The sequence below is a fragment of the Pedobacter mendelii genome, from assembly GCF_014635725.1.
GTDB classification, from domain to species: domain Bacteria; phylum Bacteroidota; class Bacteroidia; order Sphingobacteriales; family Sphingobacteriaceae; genus Pedobacter; species Pedobacter mendelii.
Genome location: NZ_BMDJ01000011.1, coordinates 44271 through 67036, shown reverse-complemented (window position 1 = coordinate 67036; position 22766 = coordinate 44271). Strand labels below are relative to the sequence as shown.

Sequence of the window (22766 nt, the reverse complement as noted above, 5' to 3'; positions counted from 1 at the left end):
CATTTTTTAAAGTCCCTTTGCCAAAAGCATCGGGACTTTTTTTATTTTTGTTGCTTATGACAATCAATCTGTTTGATGATTCAAGTTGGGAATCATTACGTCCTCTTACTTTTACCAGGCCTGTGGCCGATTTAAGGATAGGTATTTTAACCATTGCCGAAAAATGGGCTAAATATTTAAATGCAGATTTTGGTTTTGAAACTCAAGAATATTTATCAAAAAAATACCCTTCTAAGCCAAATGCTACATTATATATAAATGGCTCTATTTGTCCAGACGAAGCATTGCTGGATGCCTTAACTGCTTTAAAAGTTGGGGAGGTACTAATTAAAGGCGGTATTCTTATCGGCCATTATCATGATGCAGATAATTCAGAATTGGTGACATTTAATAATGAATATCAATATGATAAAGATTTCATTAGAATTGTTTATCCTGATGATATTTTTACAAATAACGGTACCGAGTTAAAAAAAGATTTTGATCTGCTAACCAAAGGCAGAATTTCTGCTAATTTAAGTTCAACAAATACTTTTTTAGGCGATAATATTTTTGCTGAAGAAGGTGCTACTGCAGAGTGCTCTGTTTTTAATAGCTTGCAAGGACCAATTTATTTAGGAAAAAACAGCCAGGTTTGGGAAAGCAGTAACATTCGCGGCTCTTTTGCCTTATGTGAAAATTCATCGGTAAAAATGGGTTCCAAGATTTATCCAAACACAACCATCGGTCCGTACAGTAGGGTTGGCGGAGAAATTAATAATGCGGTAATTTGGGGTTATTCATCAAAAGGACACGAAGGTTATTTAGGGAATGCAGTTATTGGGCAGTGGTGTAATATCGGAGCCGATAGTAACAATTCTAACTTGAAAAATAATTATGCAGATGTTAGGCTTTGGGATTATAATGAACAAACTTTTCGTAAAACAGGATTGCAGTTTTGCGGTTTAATTATGGCAGACCATGCTAAATGCGGTATCAATACTATGTTTAATACTGGTACTGTTGCAGGTGTTAGTGCCAACATTTTTGGCGCTGGTTTCCCTCGTAATTTCATTCCTGATTTTGCATGGGGAGGTGCTCATGGATTTGAAGTTTACAGCATTAATAAAATGTTTGAAACTGCCGAGAAAGTTTATGCCAGAAGGGATTTACCTTTTGATGAAATCGAAAAAGCGATTTTGAATAAGGTTTTTGAGTTAACAGAAGAATACAGACATTTTTAAAATATATTTTGATTGAAAACAATCATCCAAACCAATAAATAATAATTAGATGAGAAAAAAAATAGTTGCAGGAAACTGGAAAATGAATTTAGATTATAACGAAGGAGTTTCGTTATTCAGTGAAATTGTAAATATGGTAAAAGATGAGCGCCAAGGCGATCAGCTTGCTATTATTTGTGCCCCATTTATTCATTTAAACAGTTTATCAAAATTGGGTGGTAGTGATGTTGCTATCGGTGCTCAAAATATTCACGATAAAGAAAACGGAGCTTACACAGGCGAAATTTCTGCAAAAATGGTAAAATCTATTGGTGCTGAATACGTTATTTTAGGTCATTCTGAACGTAGACAATACCAGGCAGAAAGTGATGAGTTATTGGCTGCAAAAACTAAAATTGCTTTATCAAATAATTTAAAACCAATTTTCTGCATCGGCGAAACTTTAGATGAACGTAACAATGGTAGCTATTATGAAATTCTAAAAAAACAATTGGTTAATGGCATTTTTAGCTTAACTGAAGAAGATTTTAGAAAAGTCGTTATCGCTTACGAACCAGTTTGGGCTATTGGTACAGGTTTAACAGCATCACCTGAGCAAGCACAAGATATACACGCATTTATACGTAGCGAAATAGAAGCTAATTATGGTTTCAACGTAGCAGATGATACCACAATTTTATATGGTGGAAGTTGTAATCCGGGTAATGCTGCAAGTTTATTTGCACAAAAAGATATTGATGGTGGATTAATTGGTGGCGCATCATTAAAATCACGTGATTTTACGGATATTATTAAAGCTTTAAACAGCTAATGCAATACATAAAAGCAATATTCAAATTCAAAAGTATTGAAGATTATCAGCAGGATTTGCTAATTAGCGACCTTGCAGATTTAGGTTTCGATACTTTTGAAGATAGTGAGGGTGGGTTTACAGGATTCGTTATTAAGGAGAATTTTAATGAACAGGAGTTGAAACAACTGCTTATAAATTATGCAGAAGATTTTCAAACGAATTACACCTTAGAAGGTGTGGCTGATGAAAATTGGAATGCAGAGTGGGAAAAGAATTTTAGTCCGTTAATTATTGATGATGTTTGCTACGTTCGGGCAACTTTTCATGAGCCTCAGCCATCTTATCCTTATGAGATCGTGATCGACCCGAAAATGGCTTTCGGAACCGGGCATCATCAAACCACTACAATGATGATGCAGTACCTTTTGGCTGGCGATATAAAAGATAAATCAATTTTAGATATGGGCTGCGGTACAGGGATTTTAGCAATTCTTGCTTCAAAACTTGGGGCTAAAAATTTAATGGCTATCGATTATGATGATATTTGCTTCGAAAGTACAATAGAAAATGCAACATTAAATCATGTCGAAAATCTAAGTGCTTTATGCGGAAGCAAAGAAGTTATTCCTGATGAGCAATACGATATTATTTTAGCGAACATCAACAGGAATATTTTATTAGATCAGATTAGCCGATATACTGAAGTTCTGAAACCAGAAGGCAAAATCTTTTTTAGTGGCTTTTACCTCGACCCTGATTTAGGAATGATTACTGCAGAATGCGCTAAATATGGTATTAAATACATTGATCATAAGCAAAATAGCGATTGGGTTGCGGCCCAGTTTGAAAAAAAATGATAGAATGATTGATTGAGCGGATGATAGAATGCTAATGCATACATTCATTCATTCAATAATTCACTCATTCAAAATTAATTTATATGCGCATACATTTTATAGCAATAGGTGGCAGTGCCATGCACAATTTGGCCATTGCTCTTCATAAAAAAGGTTATCAAATCTCAGGTTCTGACGATGTGATATTTGAGCCGGCAAAATCCCGTTTGGATAAATATGGTTTATTGCCAGCAGAAATAGGTTGGGATGAAAACAGAATATCTAAAGATTTAGATGCTGTAATTTTAGGCATGCATGCCAGAATTGATAATCCTGAATTAGTAAAAGCGCAGGAATTAGGTGTGAAAATATATTCTTATCCTGAATATATTTACGAGCAAAGTAAAGATAAATTACGTGTGGTAATTGGTGGTAGTCATGGTAAAACGACAATTACCAGCATGATTTTACACGTGTTGAATTACTATAAGCGTGATTTTGATTACCTGGTTGGTGCTCAGCTTGCAGGTTTTGAAACTATGGTAAAAGTAACTAAAGAAGCCCCAATAATGGTTATAGAAGGTGATGAATATTTATCATCTCCAATTGATAGAAGACCAAAATTTCATCTTTATAAAGCCAATGTTGCTGTGATAAGCGGAATTGCATGGGATCATATAAATGTATTCCCAACATATGCAGATTACACCGCTCAGTTTGATAAATTTATCAATACGATTGAAGAAGGTGGAACCTTAATTTATTGCAAAGCTGATGAAGATTTGAATGAGATTGTAGAAAAATCAACAGCTAAAATTATCAAAATTGGATATTTAATTCCTGCTCATGTCATTGAAAACGGAATCACTTATTTGCAACCTGAGCATACAGAATTAAAGATTTTTGGCGACCATAATCTAATGAACCTTAATGCTGCTAAGTTAGTTTGTGCAGAATTAAAAATTAATGACTTAGAATTTAATAAAGCCATTTCATCTTTTACTGGTGCTGCGAAACGGTTAGAAGTAATATTTACTGATGAACTGACAAACGTTTATAAAGATTTTGCGCATTCCCCATCTAAATTAAAAGCCACAATAGAAGCTGTTAAAGCTCAATTTACAAATCGAAAATTAATCGCTTGTATAGAGTTGCATACTTTTAGTAGTTTGAATAAAGATTTCTTAAAGGAATATGCAGGTTCGATGGATAAAGCCGATGACGCAATAGTTTTTATAGATTTGAAATCATTTGAGCAAAAGAGGATGGAACCGTTTTCTGAAATGGATGTGCAGGAAGCTTTCTCAAACGAAAATCTAAAATTTTTTAATGACGCTTCTAAATTAAAGGCTTATTTGCTTAGCCTAAATTATAAAAATGCAAATTTATTAATGATGAGTTCTGGCAATTATGCAGGCTTTGATTTGCCTGAATTGGCTGGAGCATTATCGAGATAAATTTTCATTAGTTATCAACAAATAAATGAAAAGTATTGGAGAAAATATTAAACAGAGTAGGATAGAGTTAGGCCTGAGTCAGGCTGAAGCAGCCAGAATGATTAATATTTCTACACCGGCTTTTTGCAAAATAGAAACCGGACAAACCGATTTAAATATTTCTCGTTTGCTTCAAATTGCAAAAACATTCAAAGTTTCTGTTCATCAAATTATTTCTGGTGATGGTGAATTTCAAAATTCAACCGATGAAATTTCTATATTGAAAAAAGAAATGGTAGAAAAAGATGAGGAATTAACTAAACTTCGTAAAAAAGTGATTGATCTTTATGATAAATTGGGAATCTGAGTTGCGTTGAGAACGTTGATAAAGAATAAGAAACAAAGAATAAAGATGAAGAGCAAATGCTCTTTTATCCTTGTTCTTTGTTCCTTTCCCTTTGCTCTTTGTTCCTTTATCTTTGCTCCTAAAAAACCTTCCTCATTGTTAAATGCTTTTTGCCAAATGTTGCGCCAGTTGCTTTATGGATTGCAATCATTTGCTCATTAAAATCGCCAACCCAACTCAATTCCAATTCTTTATATTGATTTTTTGGTAACACATATTCGCCTAGGCTTATAAACAATACAGATTCTAAACCGTGTTTTTGGAATTTTGGTTTGGTACCCATTACAATTGCCCTCATGCGTGTAACGCCTACCCAACGCCTGTAAGCGAATTTTAACTTTTCTAATAAACCGAGTTTTCCATTAAAACCTTTAATCATTTGGTTTGCATCAGGAATAAGTACAACAAATGATGCTGGCTCACCGTTAAAATAAGCAAATTGAATCAAATGCTCATCCATTATTGGTTCCATACTTTTAAAACTCTCTTCTAAAGTTTCTTTCTTAATCGGTACGAAATTTTCAAAATCTTGCCAGCCGTCATTATAAATTTCCATCAAATCAGCTATGTATTTTTCTGAATTTGCTTTGCTGAAATATTCAAAAGTATAACCTGGCTTATTTCTTACCCAATTGGCAATTTTAGTAAATCTTTCTGGAAAAGGGATGGTTAAGTTAATGTGATTGGTAAGTTGTTCATATTCTTTTACAAAACCATAAGTATCAAAAAACTTTTCATAATAAGGGAAATTATAATTCATGCCGAAAGATGGTGGCGTAAAACCTTCAACCAATAAGCCCCAAAAACTATCGTTTTCACCGAAATTTATAGGTCCATCCATGGCTTTCATTCCATTTTCTATTAGCCATGCTTTAGCGGTATCAAATAGTAAAAAAGCGGCATTTATATCATCGATACATTCGAAAAAGCCCATACCGCCGGTTGGTTGTTCGTAATTGAATGCTTTTTTTTCGTTTATAAATGCGGCAACTCTGCCGATTAGTTTTCCATTATCATCTTTTAAAACCCATCGGATGCATTTTCCGTGATTAAAGAAATTATTCTTTTTAGGGTCGAAAACATTTTCTACTTCCGAATCTAAAGGACAAATCCAGTTTCTGTCGTTTTTATAAAGGATTTTTGGTGTTTCTAAGAAATCGTTTTTTAGTGATGAATTGCTTACTTGTGTAATTTGCATGGGCAGATTTTAAAATTAAAAAGCATCCTACCAAGCGGTCGGATGCTTTTTCAAATATATAGTTTTTTAAAAATTAGTAATCGTCGTCTTCTTCATCAAAATTATCGAAATTATCCAAATCATCTAAAGGCACATCAAAATCGTCGCCATCATCGTCATCTTGCGATTTTTTAGCAGGTTTTAAATCTGCATCATCTTCAAAATCTTCATTATCTTCTACTTCTTTTTTAGTAGTCGGTTTTTCCAGGGATTTCTTTGGAGTTTTCATACAACAAAAATAAATATTGCTTTTATACTTTAAAAATACGAAAAAACTTTTTTTAATAACAATCTGGTTGTAAACAAATTAAAATTAATTTATTCTGCTGTTTCTCCAATTGTATTTTCTTCCCGAGTGATATCTTTTAATTGGGGGAGTTGAGATAAATTATTTAGACCGAAATAATCCATAAATAAGGTGCTTGTTGTATATAAAATTGGTCTGCCCGGTGTTTCTGCCTTTCCTTCAATGCTGATTAATTCTTTTTCTAAAAGTCTTTGAACTGAATAATCAGAATTTACACCTCGAATTTGTTCTATCTCTAATTTTGTAATGGGTTGGCGATATGCAATTATGGCAAGTGTTTCCATTGCTGCCTGACTTAATTTTTTCTTCGAGCGGTGTAATTGAAGTTGATTTACGGTTTGATGGTAATTTTTTTTTGTTAAAAACTGATAGCCTTTATTAATATTTACTAATTCGATTACAAAACTATCATCGCTATATTTTTCGCTAATTTCATTTAAACTTTCAAAAATCTGCGTTTCAGTATGTTCTTGTTCAAATACTGCAGTTAATGCTAAAACAATTTCTTGTACACTAATGCTTTGAACAGAAGAGAATATAAGCGCTTCAATATGCTTGGTAGAGGTATTTTGGGGCATTAACAAAAGTAAAATTTTTGATCAAAAAAAAGCGGTCTCGCTTTTAAAAACAAGACCGCTTCTTAACACACAAATGAAACCTGAATTAAGATATAGTTTTAGGTTAGGTTATTAAATATCTATATCAATTCTATAAGAACGTTTTGATAAACACTATCGTTTATTTATAGCACAAGTTTAAGGCTAAACACTATGCAACGTTATTTCTATTTAGTGAGTGGTATTAATAATTGAGTAAACGGTAATATTTTTATTTTAGTGGTATTGAAATGGAAACAGTTGTACCATTTTCGGCATTTTGATGTACATTTAACTGTATAGGTTTTGCTTCAATCTGGCCTAAAAGGTTTAATCTTTCGCGGGTTAGTTGCATTCCTTTACTGATGTGTTTATCCTTTTTGCCTTTCAAAGAATTTTCTATACCTATACCATCATCGATAATTTCGATACTAAGATAATGCTCTTTTAAATTTATATTAATTTGAATTTCACCACCAATTTCTTTTGGCATTATACCATGCCATATTGCGTTTTCTACATAGGGCTGTAATAACATTGATGGGATTAAAGTTTCGTCCTTATCAATTTCCTTATCAACATTTATTACATAACTAAGTTTTTCGCCAAAACGATTTTTTTCAAGCTTTAGGTATAAATTTAAATACTCCAACTCTTCTTCCAATGTAATATAACTTTTAGTACAAATTTCCAGATTCTTTCTTATAAGCCTTGCAAAACCAGTTAAAACTTTGTTTGCTGAAGAGGTATTCTGTGTGTTAATATAATGTTGAATTGAATTCATTACGTTAAAAACAAAATGCGGGTTCATCATTGCTTGTAATGCTTGTTGTTCTAACATCAGAATCCTGTTTTTTAGTCGTAATTGCTGTTGCTCTTTATCTTTTTGCCTTCTGGTAATATAAACTGCCAATTTGTAGAAAACATAACCAACCAAAAGAATTAAAATTGAAAGAAACCACAGGCTTTGCCAGAAATGCTTTTTAATAGTAAATGAAATCTTTGCAGAAGGTCCCCAATTATTGTTTTGACTTTTTGCACTAACTTCGAAAAGATAATCGCCAGGCTGTAATGCTGAAAAATCTAAACGGCGAGTTCTGGTTTCTAACCAGGTTGTATTTTCATTTAAACGGTAGCGAAAGGTAATATCACTTGTGGTAAAATCAACTGCTCCAAAAGTGAATAATATTGTATTGTTTCCACTTTCGAATGTGAAATTATCTTTACTCGTAGATAAACGTTCTCCATCTTTTATTATAGAGGTTATATAAACCTTTGGTTGACTTTTGACTGTATTTTTATTGTTATATTTAAATAGAATGAGGCCTTTATTTGTAGCGAAATATGCCGTACTGTCGTCAATATATAGGTTATTTACATCTTCGGTAAGCAAATCCTTTCCATAATCGAAGTTTATAACTTCGGTTTTGTTCGTATAATCAGAAATTTTATTTACGCCTTTATTCGTTAGTGCCCATATTTCATTATTTTTTATAAAAAGCTTTGTACATATATCATTGGTTAAACCATCTTTCTGAGTAATTTGACGAAATATTTTTCCTTTTTTATAAAATAAAATTCCATATCCATCTGTTGCTAAAATTAAAGTACCATCAGGCAATTGCTGTATATCATTTATTCTTTTCGTAAGCAATGGATTGTTTTTATAATGATGAATTAGCCTTCCTTTTGAAAACTCAGATAAACCATCTACATTAGAAAACCACAGGCCACCGTTTCTGTCGTAAAAAACGTGATAAGATCTATATTTAAAAAAATCTTCTTTTTCACGGTATTTTGCTGCATTAAATTCAAGCTTGTTCATCCTGTCTGATAAAAATACAACACCTGAAGAAAGTGCCATTGCCAATTGGTTGTTTGTTTCACTCAAACTGAAATGTTTAATTACAAACATTGAGTTGTTTGTTTCCTTTAGGTACTTAACATCATTTTTAGTTTTATAAATATTTTTAAAAACACCTAAGCCGTAATCAGAAGAAAAGTATATCGCTTCATTTCTTGCATCATAAGTAATTTGTTTTACTGTTTTATATTTCTTGTAGTCATCTAAACCAATTTCATCAATTTCGAAATTTTTAATATTCAGGATATCAATAACCGCATCATCAGTGCCGAGCCAAAGCCTGTTCTTATCGTCTTTAGTAATACTTTTAATAACGTTACTACTTAAACCCGATTCTGCATCAATTATTGAAAGCCTCGAATTAATGTTTGGCAGCATGTAAATTCCCTGATTTGTAGCAAACCACATATTACTGCTTTTATCTTTTACAGATTGATTGACGGAAATTCCTTGCAGATACATCACCGTTTTGCCATTTTGATTCATTACCAATGCGCCATTGTTACTGGCTAGCCATACTTCTTTATTTGTATTATCGTAATAAAAATAACCTGCCATATTTTTAAGCAGATTATCAGGTATAGCAATTAAATTTTTAACTGAACCATTTTGGTATAGCTTTAAGCCTTTTTCATCTAAATAATACAACGATCGATTTGATGTATTAAACGCAGTCATATACGATAAAGGATTTACCATATTATTTACTATCGAAAAACCCTTTCCATTGTATATTTGAGTGCTTAAATCACTGTAAGCGTAAATATTTCCTTGTTCATCTTCATGAAGAAAAGCGTTGGTAAATTGTTTGTTTATTTTTGATGAAATAAATTTTTTAACTGATTTTCCATCCCAAAATATTATTAGATTAGAATTTGTTCCAAGCCAGATTCTTCCCTTCCCATCCTCAAGAAATGAAACAATAACCGTATTAGAATTTAATTCTTTTAAAAGTTTGTTGTTGTTTCGGTTGTAAAATTTTCCATCCTCTAAGTAGCTTAACTGGCCGTTAAGTGCTAAAAACCAAAGTCTTCCTTCTTTGTCTTCCTTAATCTGTAGAATTTGAGTGTCGGGCAAACCATCATCAATTGTAAAATTTTGGAAGTTTGTACCATCAAAACGACTTAGGCCTGCATCGGTTGCAATCCAGATGAAACCTTTTTTATCTTGTAAAATATAAAAGCAGTTATTACTTGGAAGTCCGTTTTTAGAGGTATAATGTGGTAAATAAGTTGTTTGTGCAGTTGCTTCTAAAACACCTGATTTGAAAAATAAAATAAAAATCAAACTAAGCCGGAATACATTTTTTGTATTAAAATATCGGATAAAAGCCGAAAGAAATCCAGAATCAGTTCTACTAATGCTCACCATTGGATTTGGTAAAAAGTTTTATTTTTTCGAAAAAATCACTGGCTCTTCTTCTTGATACGCTAATGCTTTCTCCATTTTTAAGAAAAGCCTGCAAACCATTTTTCGAATTGTATTCTTTTAAATGATTCAAATTTATAATGCTCGATTTATGTATTCTAACAAATTGATCGGAAGGTAAAAGTTCTTCAAACTCTCTTAATACTTTCGAAACGGTTATTTTATCATGGTTGCTTAAATGAAAAACAGAATAATTACTGTCTGCCTCAATATAAATTATATCATCAACATCAATCATTTTGAATCCCTGGCCATAAGGAAGTGTTAACTTTCGTATTTCCGTACGGTTCATTAAGCTGGATGCCAGATTTGTAATGCGTTCATCTTTTTTATCGATAGTTTGGTGCAATCTTGTATATTCTAAAACTTTATCTACGGCGGTTTCTAATTCATCAATATCAATTGGTTTTAACAGATAATCTAAGGCGTTGGCTTTTATCGCTTTTAATGCATACTGATCAAAGGCTGTTGTAAATATTACAGCAGCGTTGTGCTGTTGTGCATCGGGTATTAGTTCGAAGCCATTTCCGCCAGGCATAGCAATATCTAAAAAAATTAAATTAATAGGATGATGGGCCAAAATATCTTTCGCTTCGGCAACTGAGCGGGCTATACCCGTAATTTCTATTGCCGGACAGTTTTGCTGTATCAGGAAAAAAAGAGATGAGCGTGCAAACTCTTCATCATCAACAATTATAGCTTTTAGTGTAGTCATAGCAATAGGTTTGTGAATGTATTAAAAACGGCTTATAAAAAAAAATGTATAATTAAAAAACCGTCTATATAATTGTCACGTATATATCAGCAAAACAGGAATAAAAACCCCTAAACATAAAAAAAATTATGAAAAACACTGAACTAAAAATTAAAGATGAACTTCAGGAAGAAAGTTTATTTAATGGTAGTTTAGGCCGCAGGTCTTTTCTACAGTATGCCGGAGTAAGTGCTGCCGGATTAGCATTAGTTGCCGCAGGTTGTAAAAAAGATCGTGGTTATACTGATATGAATTCAGGTGCAACGTTAGATTTTAAAGATGATTTTGGTGTATTAAATTATGCTTATGCTTTAGAGCAATTAGAAGCTGCTTTTTACATTAAAGTTGCTTCAGCACCTCCAGCTAGTTTTTCAGCAGCAGAAAAAGCATATTTCCAAGACATTCAGTTTCACGAAATTGCACACAGAGAATTTTTTAAAAATGCATTAAGTACCGCTGCAATTGGTAGCTTAGAAGTCGATTTTTCTAGTATTAACTTTACAGATAGAGCGAGTGTATTAGGCGCTGCGATGGCTTTTGAAGATTTAGGAGTTGGTGCATACAATGGTGCTGGTATAAGAATTTCTAATACAACTTATTTATTGCTTGCGGGTAAAATTGTATCAGTAGAGGCTCGTCACGCGGCATATATTCGCGATTTGGTTTCTCCAGGATCATTTGCAACAGCCCCACAGGTTGCAACAGCAACTGCATTAGATATGGCGCTTGCACCAGATGTTGTACTAGCTGCCGCTGGTAAATACATCAAAACAAAAATTAACGTAATTAATTTATAATCTCCTAAACTAAGAAAACATGAATATCGTAAATATATTAGAAGAAATTGAAAAAGTGGATGGCGAGATCTATGAAAGATTAAGTCCACGTAGAACAGCTATGAAAGATTTTTTTAACATGGGTAAAAAAATATCTTTAGCTGCATTACCATTAGCAATGGGATCTTTATTTCAAAAAGCATATGGTCAAACCACACCAACTTCTGTAACAGATGTATTAAACTTTGCTTTATCATTAGAGTATTTAGAATACAACTTTTATAATCACGCTTTAGCAGCTCCAGTACCAACACCAATTCCATCGGGTGCTCCGTTAGCAGCAATTACATTAATTCGTGATCACGAATTAGCTCACGTAAATTTACTAAAAGGTGCATTAGGAGCTTCTGCGAGAGCACCGATTCCTTATTCAGATACTGATTTTACTGCGGGAGGAACTTTCCCAACTGTATTTAGTGATTACGGAACATTTTTAGCTGTAGCTCAAGGATTTGAAGATACTGGCGTAAGAGCTTATAAAGGACAAGCAGGCTTTTTAGTAAAAAATGCAGCTTTAACAACAGCTTTGCAAATCCACTCAGTAGAGGCTCGTCATGCGGCACATATTCGTGGTATGCGTACAGCTCTAGCAGCAGGTTCTGCAGTATACAAGCCTTACGTTAGTTTAGGAGCAAGCGGACAAGCAAATGATTCTGGTGTGCCTCAAGTAGATGCAGTTTACGCAGGTGAAGATTTAACAGTTCAAGCAGGTATCAATATTGTTGGTATTAATGGAACAGCAGTTACTAAAGCTGCAGCTGTAGAATGTTTTGATGAACCATTAGATAGAGCGGCAGTTATTACTATCGCGAATTTATTCTTAATGCCAGGAAAAAAATTATCATAAAATAAAATAGTTACATTATTGATTAGGTAATGTTTGGTTTAAGGTAAGGAGGTAGAACTTAGGTTTTACTTCCCTTTTTTTTGGCGAAGATTTAAATGATTAAAGAATTTTCAAGATTATATCATTAAGGTGTGGCTTAGGATTACTTACCTTAATTTGTTGGGTAGAATTTACAAGATTTAAGGATTTTCAATAATATCAATTATTTATTTTTTTGAAAAGCAAGCTCAGGTTTTCAATTTACGGCACCCCCTCTTTCCGCTATATCTTTTTAGCCGAAAAAGCAAAAAAGGATGCCGCTTCAAAAGGGTTTAGTTTACTTTGGTAATTGGAAGAAATTTGGGCCTGTTTTGCAAGTTTAATAAAAAAAGAATTTTGTCTATTTGTGTTTTTGGAGATTTAAATTCTAGATATTAAAATTATTCTGTCATACAGTAAATCACTCATCCAATCATTCAATAAATCACTCATTCAAAATTCACTCATTCAATAATTCCAATCTTAATAAGTTATCACTTGTTCTTCCAAATGTTCTGGCAAATCTCTGTAGTTATATTTTTGTCCGCGAAGTTGCGGCTCAAAACCTGCTGCCTTAATTGATTGCTGAATACCATTTGACGTAAACCTATGTGGTGCACCTGCAGCAGAAACTACGTTTTCTTCAATCATAATCGAACCAAAATCGTTAGCGCCTGCGTGTAAACACAATTGTGCGGTTGCTTTACCAACAGTTAACCAACTTGCCTGTATGTTTTTAATATTAGGCAGCATAATTCTGCTCAATGCAATCATGCGGATATATTCATCAGCAGTAACATCGTTAGTAATGCCTCTTAATCTTTTTAATAAAGTTCCATCATCCTGAAAAGGCCATGGAATAAATGCTAAAAATCCATTTGCATCTGCAGGTTTTTCACTTTGTACCTGTCTAATCCAAACCAAATGTTCAAAACGTTCTTCAATGGTTTCAACATGGCCAAACATCATCGTGGCAGATGTGGTAATGTCCAATTGATGGCAAGCCCTCATTACATCAAGCCATTCTTGGCCACCACACTTACCTTTAGATATTAAGCGCCTAACCCGATCATTTAAAATTTCAGCTCCTGCACCAGGTAAAGAATCCATACCTGCTTCTTTTAAAGCTTTTAAAACTTCGGTATGGCTTATGCCTTCTAATTTTGCAATGTGTGCAATTTCCGGCGGACCTAAAGCATGAAGCTTTAAATCAGGATATAATTCTTTTAGTTTTCTAAATAAATCAGCATAAAAAGCTAAACCCAAATCGGGGTGATGGCCGCCTTGTAAAAGCAATTGATCGCCACCCAAACGGAAGGTTTCCTCAATTTTAACTTTGTAAGTTTCAATATCGGTAATATAACTTTCATCATGACCGGGCCTGCGAAAAAAATTACAGAATTTACAATTGGCAATACAAACGTTCGTCGTATTTACATTTCTATCAATTTGCCAGGTTACCTTACCGCTTGGAACCTGGATTTTTCTAAGTTCGTTGGCTACAAACATTAGTGATGCTGTGTCGGCATGGTGGTACAGATGCACCCCTTCTTCCTGACTTAAAAATTCGAAATGTAGTGCCCTTTGTAGTAAATCGGCTGTATTCATAGTACAAAGATAAGAATTGGTTAGTTAGTTAATTGGTTTTTTGGTTTGTTAGATGTCAAATCTGATTAGATGGTTAGTTAAATGGTTTTTTGGTTTGTTAGCGCTGCGAGGTTAGTTATTTTTTTGTTTTTGTTAAAGTAACGACTCTATTGATAGTTTAGTTTTTTGGTGTTTCGCTTTGTAAATTTCATATCTCATTAATAATTTATAATTTGAAAGCTTTATTATATCAATTGCCAGCCAATTATCCAAACAACTAACCACCTGAAAAGTTAAAAACCTAAACAAACTAACTCACCAAAAAACAAACCAACTAAAAAACTAACAATCTAAAATAATATCTTTACACTTCTAAAATTAGATAATGGTAGATTTTAATCGCTTTACACTGGCAAATGGTTTAAAAGTTTTGGTACATGAAGATGCTACAACTCCAATGGCAGTTTTAAATATTTTATATGACGTTGGAGCTCGAGATGAGGATCCGGAAAAAACAGGTTTTGCACATTTATTCGAACATTTAATGTTTGGTGGGTCGGTAAATATTCCCAATTACGATGAGCCTTTGCAGCGTGTAGGCGGCGAAAATAATGCGTTCACTAGTAATGATATTACAAATTATTACATCACTTTACCGGCAGAAAACATTGAAACGGCTTTTTGGTTAGAAAGCGACAGGATGTTAAATCTTGCTTTTTCTGAAAAAAGTTTAGAAACGCAAATTAACGTGGTTAGCGAAGAGTTTAAACAACGCTATCTTAACCAGCCCTATGGCGATATATGGTTGAAGTTACGTCCGCTGGCTTATAAAAAACATTCTTATCGCTGGGCGACAATTGGTAAAGAACTTTCGCATATCGAAGATGCTAAAATTACTGATGTAAAGGCCTTTTTTCAAAAACACTACAATCCTCAAAATGCAATTTTAGTTATTGGTGGAAATGTTAAAACTGAAGATGTTAAAAAGCTTGCCGAAAAATGGTTTGAACCAATTCCATCCGGAGAAAAATACAATAGAAATATACCACAGGAAGATAAGCAAATAGAAGCAAGATTTGAAACTGTTAAGGCTAATGTTCCACTTAATGCAATTTACATTGCATTTAAAACCCCTGGAAGATTGAGTGATGACTATTATGCTTACGATTTACTTTCTGATATACTATCTGGAGGAAAATCATCAAGGTTGCATAATAGCTTGCTTAAAGAGCAACAGCTTTTCAGTGATATCAATGCTTACATATCAAGTAGTTTAGACCCGGGCTTATTTATTGTAGAAGGAAAGCTTATTGAAGGCGTTTCAATTGAAAGGGCAGAGGCTGCAATTTGGGAAGAGCTCGAAAAAATAAAAACCGAACTGGTTGCAGCTAACGAGTTAACCAAAGTAAAAAATAAAGTAGAGTCTGTTTTAGTCTTCTCAGAGATGAGCTTGTTGGATAAAGCAATGAATTTAGCTTATTATGAACTACTTGGCGATGCTGATATTTTAAATAAGGAAGCAGCTCAATATTTGAAAGTCGAGGCAGAAGATATCAAAAGAATATCTGGTGAAACTTTCGATAAAAATTCAGCATCAACATTATATTACTTAACTGAAGAAACCTTTGTAAGCTTACCAGCTACCAATATTAACGCATAAGATTATGCAAGCTTCATAGCAATTAAAAAACAAATAATATCAAATAAAAATGCTTAATCGTACTCAAGCACCTGATTTTAAGCAGGTGTCAATCATAAATTTTATCCATCCTAAGCAAAGTATTTTAGATAATGGAACGCCTGTTTTCACGGTTTATTCAGGGGAGCAGGATTTGGTTCGAATTGAATTTATCTTTGATAATGTTAACTGGAATCGTGAAAAACCTTTACAGGCAATTGCGGTTAACGCATTGCTAAACAATGGAACAGGTAAACTTTCGGCAAAAGAAATTGCAGAGCAAATAGATTTTTATGGTGCATTTTTTCAAACTGAATACGGACAAGACCACTCTACTGTTACACTTTATACGCTGAATAAACATTTAGCTTCAGTTTTACCTATTTTTAAAGATGTGCTTTCAGATAGTCAGTTCCCGCAAAAGGAGCTAGATATTTATATCCAAAATCAAAAACAAAAATTACAGGTTAACTTACAAAAGAACGATATTCTCTCTCGTAAAGAGTTTTCGCATGCTTTATTTGGCGATACGGCTTATGGAGTTGATATTCAATTAAAACATTACGATGCTTTAAAACGTGATGACTTGATTGATTATTTTAAAGCTGCATATACACCTAATAACTGTACAATTGTTGTTGCAGGTAAATTCGATGATCAAAGTTTTTCTCTGTTGAACGAAGAGTTTGGAAAAGATTGGGAAAAAAGTGATTCAGTTAAAAATAACTTCATTTTCGATTTGGCCAAAAAAAGCGATGTTTATAAAGAAAAGCCTGAATCATTACAATCTGCCATTCGCATTGGTCAGTTGGCAATAAACCGTAAGCATGAAGATTTTGCAGGTTTGCAAATTTTAAATTGCGTTTTGGGTGGTTATTTCGGTTCACGTTTGATGAATAATATCCGTGAGGATAAAGGCTATACTTATGGCATTGGGTCTGGAATTGTTTCTTTAAAAAATGCAGGTTACTTTTTTGTAGCAACAGAAGTTGGTGCTGATGTTTGTTCTGCTGCATTAAGAGAAATTTACAAAGAAATTGATTTATTAAAAAACGAATTGGTGGAAGATGAAGAGCTTGGCTTAGTAAGAAATTATATGTTAGGTTCTATGCTAGGCAGTTTAGAAAATGTATTTTCTCATGCTGATAAGTTTAAAAACATCTACTTTTCCGGCTTGGATTACAGTTATTACGAAAACTACATTAACAAAGTTAAAACCATTACAGCTAAAGAAATCAAAGATTTAGCAAATAAATATTTAACAACAGAAACTTTTACCGAGGTTGTAGTAGGGAAGAAGTAGGGAGAGTTATAACAAGAATGTTAATATAAAATAGTTTTCCTCCATACCAATTATTTAATTGTAATTGTTAATTTGTATATTAAATCAAGAGAAGAATAAACGATTATGCAAACGGATAGTATTTTTATAGCACATCCTACAACTACTGACTAAATAGAGGCACTAAAGGCTGTTGTTAAGGCTTTTAATGTTAAGTTTGAAATCAAGAAAGATTTAAGTAAGAAGATAGCAAAATCTAAAAACACTCAAGTATATGAAGATCTTAAACAAGGTTTTAAGGAAGTAGCGTTCATTCAAAAAGGAAAGATGAGTGGTATATCTTTAGAAGATTTTCTGAATGAAGTATGATATCGTTCTTACGGCTACCTTCAAAAAGGAAGCAAAAAAGTTAATCAAAAAATACCCCTCTTTATACAATGAGCTAAGTGATTTGGGTAAAGAACTTCAAGAAAATCAAACTAAATGAACATCTTTGGGTAATGATGTCTATAAAATTCGAATTGCGATTTCATCAAAAAATAAAGGTAAAAGTGGAGTTGTTAGAATAATCTCATTTGTAAAAATTGTTGAAAAGACTGTTTTTTTAGTTAACATTTATAGTAAAGGTGTAAGGGATTCTATCTCAGGTAAAGAAATTTCGGAAATTTTAGAATCAGAAAACATTATTTAAATTTTACTTAATGCTTTGTCAACAAACCTTAATATTTATCTATAATATATTTTAAGCTTTTATTTCCAGCATATTTTCTTATCTTTGCCTGGCAAATAATAAATCGTAATTTATTTGCTATGCAACTCGACTCCACAAAATTTATTGCTACAGGTTTAACTTATGACGACGTACTTTTGGTACCGGCATATTCAGAAATTCTGCCTCGCGATGTAAATACAGCCACTTTCTTAACAAAAAAAATTAAGCTTAACGTTCCATTGATTTCTGCAGCCATGGATACAGTAACCGAAGCTGAACTTGCTATTGCTATTGCACAAAACGGCGGTATTGGCATGTTACATAAAAACATGACTATCGAAAGACAAGCTGAAGAAGTGCGAAAAGTTAAGCGCTCCGAAAGTGGTATGATTCAAGATCCTGTTACTTTGCTAGAAACTGCGGTTGTAGCCGATGCTTTTAAAATAATGAAGGAACACAAAATTGGTGGTATTCCGGTAGTAAGCAGCGATAATAAATTAGTTGGCATAATTACTAATCGCGATTTGCGTTTCCAAAAGGATATGAAAAGACCGATTGCCGAAGTAATGACTAAAGAAAATTTAATCATTGCACCAGAAGGTACAACACTTGTTCAGGCAGAAGAAATTCTACAAAATTATAAAATAGAAAAATTACCTGTTGTAAGTAAAGATGGTTATTTAAGCGGTCTAATCACTTTCAAAGATATTTCAAAAGTTAAAGATTATCCTGCTGCCTGTAAAGATGAGCGTGGGCGTTTACGTGTAGGCGCCGCGGTTGGTGTAACTGCAGATACACTTCAACGTGTGGATGCTTTAGTTCATGCAGGAGTGGATGTAATCACAATCGATACAGCCCATGGACATTCGAAAGGTGTTGTAGATAAATTAAAAGAAGTTAAAGCTAAATACCCTGATTTACAGATTATTGTTGGTAATATAGCAACTGGTTCTGCGGCTAAATTTTTGGCAGATGCTGGTGCAGATGCCGTTAAAGTTGGTATTGGTCCGGGTTCAATTTGTACCACTAGAATTATTGCAGGTGTTGGGGTTCCTCAATTGTATGCCGTTTACGAATGCGCAAAAGCATTGAAAGGCACTGGCGTTCCGGTTATTGCAGATGGAGGCATCAAACATACAGGCGATATCGCTAAAGCAATTGCATCGGGTGCAAGTACGGTTATGGCTGGTTCATTATTCGCTGGTGTTGAAGAATCTCCGGGTGAAACCATCATTTACGAAGGACGTAAATTTAAATCTTACCGTGGAATGGGTTCTATCGAAGCAATGGAGCAAGGTTCTAAAGACCGCTATTTCCAGGATGTAGAAGATGATATTAAAAAATTAGTTCCTGAAGGAATTGTTGGTCGAGTACCTTTTAAAGGCACATTAGCCGAAGTAATGTATCAATACATTGGTGGTTTACGTGCAAGTATGGGTTACTGTGGTGCAGCAAACATCGAAGCTCTGCAAGAGGCTCAATTTGTTCAAATTACTGCTGCTGGTATGCGTGAAAGTCATCCACATGATATTACAATTACTAAAGAAGCACCAAATTATACAAGGTAATTCAATCACTTGTGATTGCGAGGAACGAAGCCATTTTAATAAAAAAAGTTTAAAAAGCGATGCATCTGAAAAGATAGCCTCGCTTTTTTTGTATTAAGATTCACGCCTGTACGGAGAAGACAAGTTGAGGAAAAATAGTTTGAGGTGTTTTGCGTTTGGTTTTAGCGTTTCGTCATTCCCTAATTTGCAAGAAATCCTAATTCGTTAGGTGGTGTTATACGTGTATTGCATTAAGATTCCCATCTGCATGGGAAAGACGAGTTTGAGGGAAAAAGCGTATTTACCTAAAATGCAGATTACTACATTCATTATTTCGCTTTAAATCTTCTGTGTCAATTACTACCCACGGTAGTAAGCTGTGCTTCTGTGTAAAATTAAATCTAACTTTTGAGTTTAAAAATAAATTATACAAAATAAAATTTGGCGATTCCTTTTTTTTAATATATTTGTCTACTTAATCTATAGGATTTATATAATTAAAAATGAAATGAAGCACTCGAAACCTATCAAATTATTATTGTTGTTACTCATTCGCTCAATTAAAACAGTTTCGAACACACAACAATTACTAAAAATCTAACTCAAACACATTAATATAATCATGAAAAAAAGATTACTTATTTTATTTTCTTTAATACTTTCAGCCGGCGCTGTATTTGCTCAAAATCCAATAAAAGGTATTGTGAAAGGAGCCAATGGCGTTACAATACCAGGTGCTACCGTAATAGTTAGAGGCACTAATATTGCAGTTGTTGCATATGTTAACGGTACTTTTGCTGTAGATGCAAAACAACAACCCCCATTTTATATTCGCGTCAGTTATGTTGGCTATAAACCTCAGGATTTCCAGGTTCTAAAATTTCAAGATACGCCAATTGAACTCACTTTAGTTGAAGATACACAGCTTGATGAAATCGTGGTAACCTCAAGAAGACGTTCGGAAGTTTTACAAGATGTGCCAATTCCAATTACCGTTATTGGCGGGCAAGCGGCAGAAAATGCAGGTGCTTTTAACGTTAACCGATTAAAAGAATTGGTTCCATCTGTTCAGTTGTATGCCTCAAATGCCAGAAACACAACACTTAATATCCGTGGTCTAGGTTCTACATTTGGGCTAACTAATGATGGTATAGATCCTGGAGTAGGTTTTTATGTAGATGGTGTTTATCACGCTCGTCCGGCTGCTACCTCTACCGATTTTCTTGATATTGAACAAATTGAAGTTATTCGCGGTCCGCAAGGTACCTTGTTTGGTAAAAATACAACTGCCGGTGCTTTCAATATTACAACTACAAAACCAACACAAACACCAACTGCTAAAGTTGAAATGAGTGTAGGTAATTATAATTTTTTACAGGCAAAAGCCTCAGTTTCGGGTGGCTTGGCGAAAAATCTGGCTGCTAAAATATCATTATCAGGAACTCAACGCGATGGTACAATCTATAATACTAGAGAAGAGCGCCGTTATAGCGGGCAAAACAACCTTGGTTTTAAAGGTCAGCTTTATTATACACCATCTGATAGGTTAAAAATATTATTAAGCGGCGATGTAAGTGTTCAACATCCGGCAGGTTATCCATTGGTTATCGCTGGTGTAACTCAAACAGAAAGAAGTGCTTATCGCCAATACGCAAGAATCGTTTCCGATTTGGGATATCAACAACCTAAAATAGATCCTTTTTCCAGAGAAATAAATACAAATACTCCTTGGAGACACAATCAATCCATCGGTGGAGTTTCGATAAATGTTGATTATAAAATTGGAAACGGAACTTTAACTTCAACAACGGCATGGAGATTCTGGAATTGGGACCCAACTAATGATCGAGATTTCTCTGAATTATCTGCGCTTACAAAATCTCAGGGTAACTCTCGCCACGACCAATATTCTCAGGAGGTTAGATATGCTGGCAACATCACTGAAAAATTAAGTGGGGTTGTAGGCGTGTTCTTACTTGGCCAGAATTTGCAGGGATTGGATCAAACCGAAGAGGTTGGTAAAGACCAATGGAGATTTGTACAAACAAGTGCCACAGGTGCTCAGGCATTATATTCAACCCCAGGCTTATTAGATGGTTTCGGAATTAAAACCAATTCGACAATTAAATCATTAAGTGCAGCTGTTTTCGGTCAGGTAGATTGGGAAGTTTTAAAAAATTTACACATTTTACCTGGTTTAAGGTACACTTATGATAAAAAGGATGTGGTTTACGACAGAGCAACTTATGGCGGTTTGCAAACAACTGATGCTACCTTGTTGATGCTTAAAGCGGCTGTTTATGCAAATCAACAATTTTCAACCAATGTAGAAAACAATAATTTATCAGGAAATTTTACGGTTTCATACCGTCCGACACCAAGATTAAATGCTTTTGCAACTTTTTCTACAGCATATAAGCCTGTTGGCGTAAACGTTGGTGGTTTGCCAACTTTAGCAAACGGACAGGCAGATTTATCTTTAGCAGTTGTAAAACCAGAATATGTTGAGCATTATGAATTAGGCATTAAAACAAAACCTTTTAAAGGCGCAATATTAAATGTAACGGCTTTTAATACCGATATAAAAGACTACCAAACCAATGTTCAATCTCCACAACTGGGTGTAAATAGAGGTTATTTGGCTAATGCAGAAAAAGTTAAGGTAAAAGGTTTAGAAATTGATGGAACTTACCAACTAGAAAGATTCTTGACTTTGAATGCAGCCCTAGCTTATCTTGATGGTAAATATGTAACTTTTACAAATGCGCCTTTACCTTTAGAAGAAACAGGACATACAGAACTTGTTAATGGTGTGGCTACACAAGTAGCGTTTAAAGATGCCTCTGGTGGTAGATTGCCTGGTATATCTAAATGGAATATTTCTGGTGGTGCAGAATTTAGCACATCGGGCAATTTAGCTACAAAACCAGGTAGGTATTTTATTGCTGGCGATGCGAGTTACCGTTCAGAATATTCATCAAATGCAACACCTTCAAGCGTGTTAAATGTACAAGGCTACTCTTTGTTTAATGCAAGATTAGGTTTTAGGTCTGAAAAATTCTCGGCATTTGTTTGGAGTAGAAACATTGGAAACAAAAATTACTACGAGCAGTTACAAGCCGCCGCGGGTAACTCTGGCTTATATGCAGGTGTACTTGGTGATCCAAGAACTTATGGTGCAACGCTAAGATTTTCTTTCTAAATTATTTTTTCTCTTATATATTTGGTTAAATGCGTCGGATTCATTCGGCGCATTTTGTTTTACAGCAACCATTAATTCTTTTGCCAGGCAAATTACTAAACTTATCGAACGGAAAGCCCAATTTTCCGGTTATTTTACCGGACGTAGACTTAAAAAGATAAAAGGACTGACCTTAAA

Annotated in this window: 18 protein-coding genes; 12 read left to right on the top strand and 6 right to left on the bottom strand. The window is 34.0% G+C overall.

Going from position 1 to position 22766, the window contains the following annotated elements; translation table 11 throughout:
* Positions 1-56 precede the first annotated feature (56 nt).
* From IEV50_RS16780 to IEV50_RS16760, 5 genes are all read left to right on the top strand, one after another.
* The gene (locus tag IEV50_RS16780) at positions 57-1223 is read left to right on the top strand and encodes a putative sugar nucleotidyl transferase (RefSeq protein ID WP_188416550.1); all 1167 of its coding nucleotides are present in this window, start codon (positions 57-59) and stop codon (positions 1221-1223) included.
* A 49-nt stretch (positions 1224-1272) separates the two neighbouring features.
* Entirely contained in the window at positions 1273-2034 is a 762-nt protein-coding gene (tpiA, locus tag IEV50_RS16775) for a triose-phosphate isomerase (protein ID WP_188416548.1), read from the top strand.
* Positions 2034-2873 (top strand): 50S ribosomal protein L11 methyltransferase, encoded by an 840-nt coding sequence (gene prmA / locus IEV50_RS16770; protein WP_188416546.1) that lies wholly within the window; start codon positions 2034-2036, stop codon positions 2871-2873. Before tpiA ends, prmA begins: the two co-directional genes overlap by 1 nt.
* An 83-nt stretch (positions 2874-2956) precedes the next feature.
* Positions 2957-4309 carry a UDP-N-acetylmuramate--L-alanine ligase gene (locus IEV50_RS16765; protein ID WP_188416544.1) on the top strand — a complete coding sequence of 451 codons (1353 nt, stop codon included), beginning with the start codon at positions 2957-2959 and terminating at the stop codon, positions 4307-4309.
* A gap of 25 nt (positions 4310-4334) precedes the next feature.
* On the top strand, positions 4335-4655 hold the full coding sequence (locus IEV50_RS16760) for a helix-turn-helix domain-containing protein (protein WP_188416542.1): 321 nt from the start codon (positions 4335-4337) through the stop codon (positions 4653-4655).
* A gap of 118 nt (positions 4656-4773) precedes the next feature.
* Here IEV50_RS16760 and IEV50_RS16755 read toward each other — a convergent pair whose 3' ends face one another.
* The 5 genes from IEV50_RS16755 to IEV50_RS16735 form a co-directional block, all read right to left on the bottom strand.
* The gene (locus tag IEV50_RS16755; RefSeq protein ID WP_188416541.1) at positions 4774-5892 is read right to left on the bottom strand and encodes a GNAT family N-acetyltransferase; all 1119 of its coding nucleotides are present in this window, start codon (positions 5890-5892) and stop codon (positions 4774-4776) included.
* 73 nt (positions 5893-5965) lie between these two features.
* A complete protein-coding gene (locus tag IEV50_RS16750; RefSeq protein WP_188416539.1) occupies positions 5966-6160 on the bottom strand; it encodes a hypothetical protein in 195 nt (64 codons plus the stop codon).
* An 89-nt stretch (positions 6161-6249) separates the two neighbouring features.
* Positions 6250-6816: an SMC-Scp complex subunit ScpB gene (gene scpB / locus IEV50_RS16745; RefSeq protein WP_188416537.1), complete on the bottom strand. Its 567-nt coding sequence runs from the start codon at positions 6814-6816 to the stop codon at positions 6250-6252.
* 250 nt (positions 6817-7066) lie between these two features.
* The gene (locus IEV50_RS16740; RefSeq protein WP_188416534.1) at positions 7067-10069 is read right to left on the bottom strand and encodes a ligand-binding sensor domain-containing protein; all 3003 of its coding nucleotides are present in this window, start codon (positions 10067-10069) and stop codon (positions 7067-7069) included.
* Complete coding sequence (locus IEV50_RS16735; RefSeq protein ID WP_188416532.1) at positions 10056-10841, bottom strand: LytR/AlgR family response regulator transcription factor; 786 nt, start codon at positions 10839-10841, stop codon at positions 10056-10058. Before IEV50_RS16735 ends, IEV50_RS16740 begins: the two co-directional genes overlap by 14 nt.
* A 128-nt stretch (positions 10842-10969) precedes the next feature.
* Between IEV50_RS16735 and IEV50_RS16730 the strand changes: the two genes are divergently transcribed.
* Both IEV50_RS16730 and IEV50_RS16725 read left to right on the top strand, forming a co-directional pair.
* Positions 10970-11677, top strand: a complete 708-nt coding sequence (locus IEV50_RS16730; RefSeq protein WP_188416530.1) for a ferritin-like domain-containing protein — start codon at positions 10970-10972, stop codon at positions 11675-11677.
* 19 nt (positions 11678-11696) lie between these two features.
* Complete coding sequence (locus tag IEV50_RS16725; RefSeq protein ID WP_188416528.1) at positions 11697-12563, top strand: ferritin-like domain-containing protein; 867 nt, start codon at positions 11697-11699, stop codon at positions 12561-12563.
* Positions 12564-13064: 501 nt separating this feature from the next.
* On the opposite strand, the gene mqnC is transcribed toward IEV50_RS16725, so the two are convergent.
* Positions 13065-14189, bottom strand: coding sequence for a cyclic dehypoxanthinyl futalosine synthase (gene mqnC, locus IEV50_RS16720; RefSeq protein ID WP_188416526.1), 1125 nt, complete (start codon positions 14187-14189; stop codon positions 13065-13067).
* Positions 14190-14553: 364 nt separating this feature from the next.
* Between mqnC and IEV50_RS16715 the strand changes: the two genes are divergently transcribed.
* From IEV50_RS16715 to IEV50_RS16695, 5 genes are all read left to right on the top strand, one after another.
* Positions 14554-15828: a M16 family metallopeptidase gene (locus IEV50_RS16715; protein WP_188416524.1), complete on the top strand. Its 1275-nt coding sequence runs from the start codon at positions 14554-14556 to the stop codon at positions 15826-15828.
* Positions 15829-15877: 49 nt separating this feature from the next.
* Positions 15878-17149, top strand: a complete 1272-nt coding sequence (locus IEV50_RS16710; protein WP_188416522.1) for a M16 family metallopeptidase — start codon at positions 15878-15880, stop codon at positions 17147-17149.
* 472 nt (positions 17150-17621) lie between these two features.
* On the top strand, positions 17622-17819 hold the full coding sequence (locus IEV50_RS19955) for a type II toxin-antitoxin system RelE/ParE family toxin (RefSeq protein ID WP_371870276.1): 198 nt from the start codon (positions 17622-17624) through the stop codon (positions 17817-17819).
* Positions 17820-17938: 119 nt separating this feature from the next.
* Positions 17939-19408: an IMP dehydrogenase gene (gene guaB, locus IEV50_RS16700; protein ID WP_188416520.1), complete on the top strand. Its 1470-nt coding sequence runs from the start codon at positions 17939-17941 to the stop codon at positions 19406-19408.
* 601 nt (positions 19409-20009) lie between these two features.
* Positions 20010-22589 (top strand): TonB-dependent receptor, encoded by a 2580-nt coding sequence (locus tag IEV50_RS16695; RefSeq protein ID WP_188416518.1) that lies wholly within the window; start codon positions 20010-20012, stop codon positions 22587-22589.
* Positions 22590-22766: the final 177 nt, after the last annotated feature.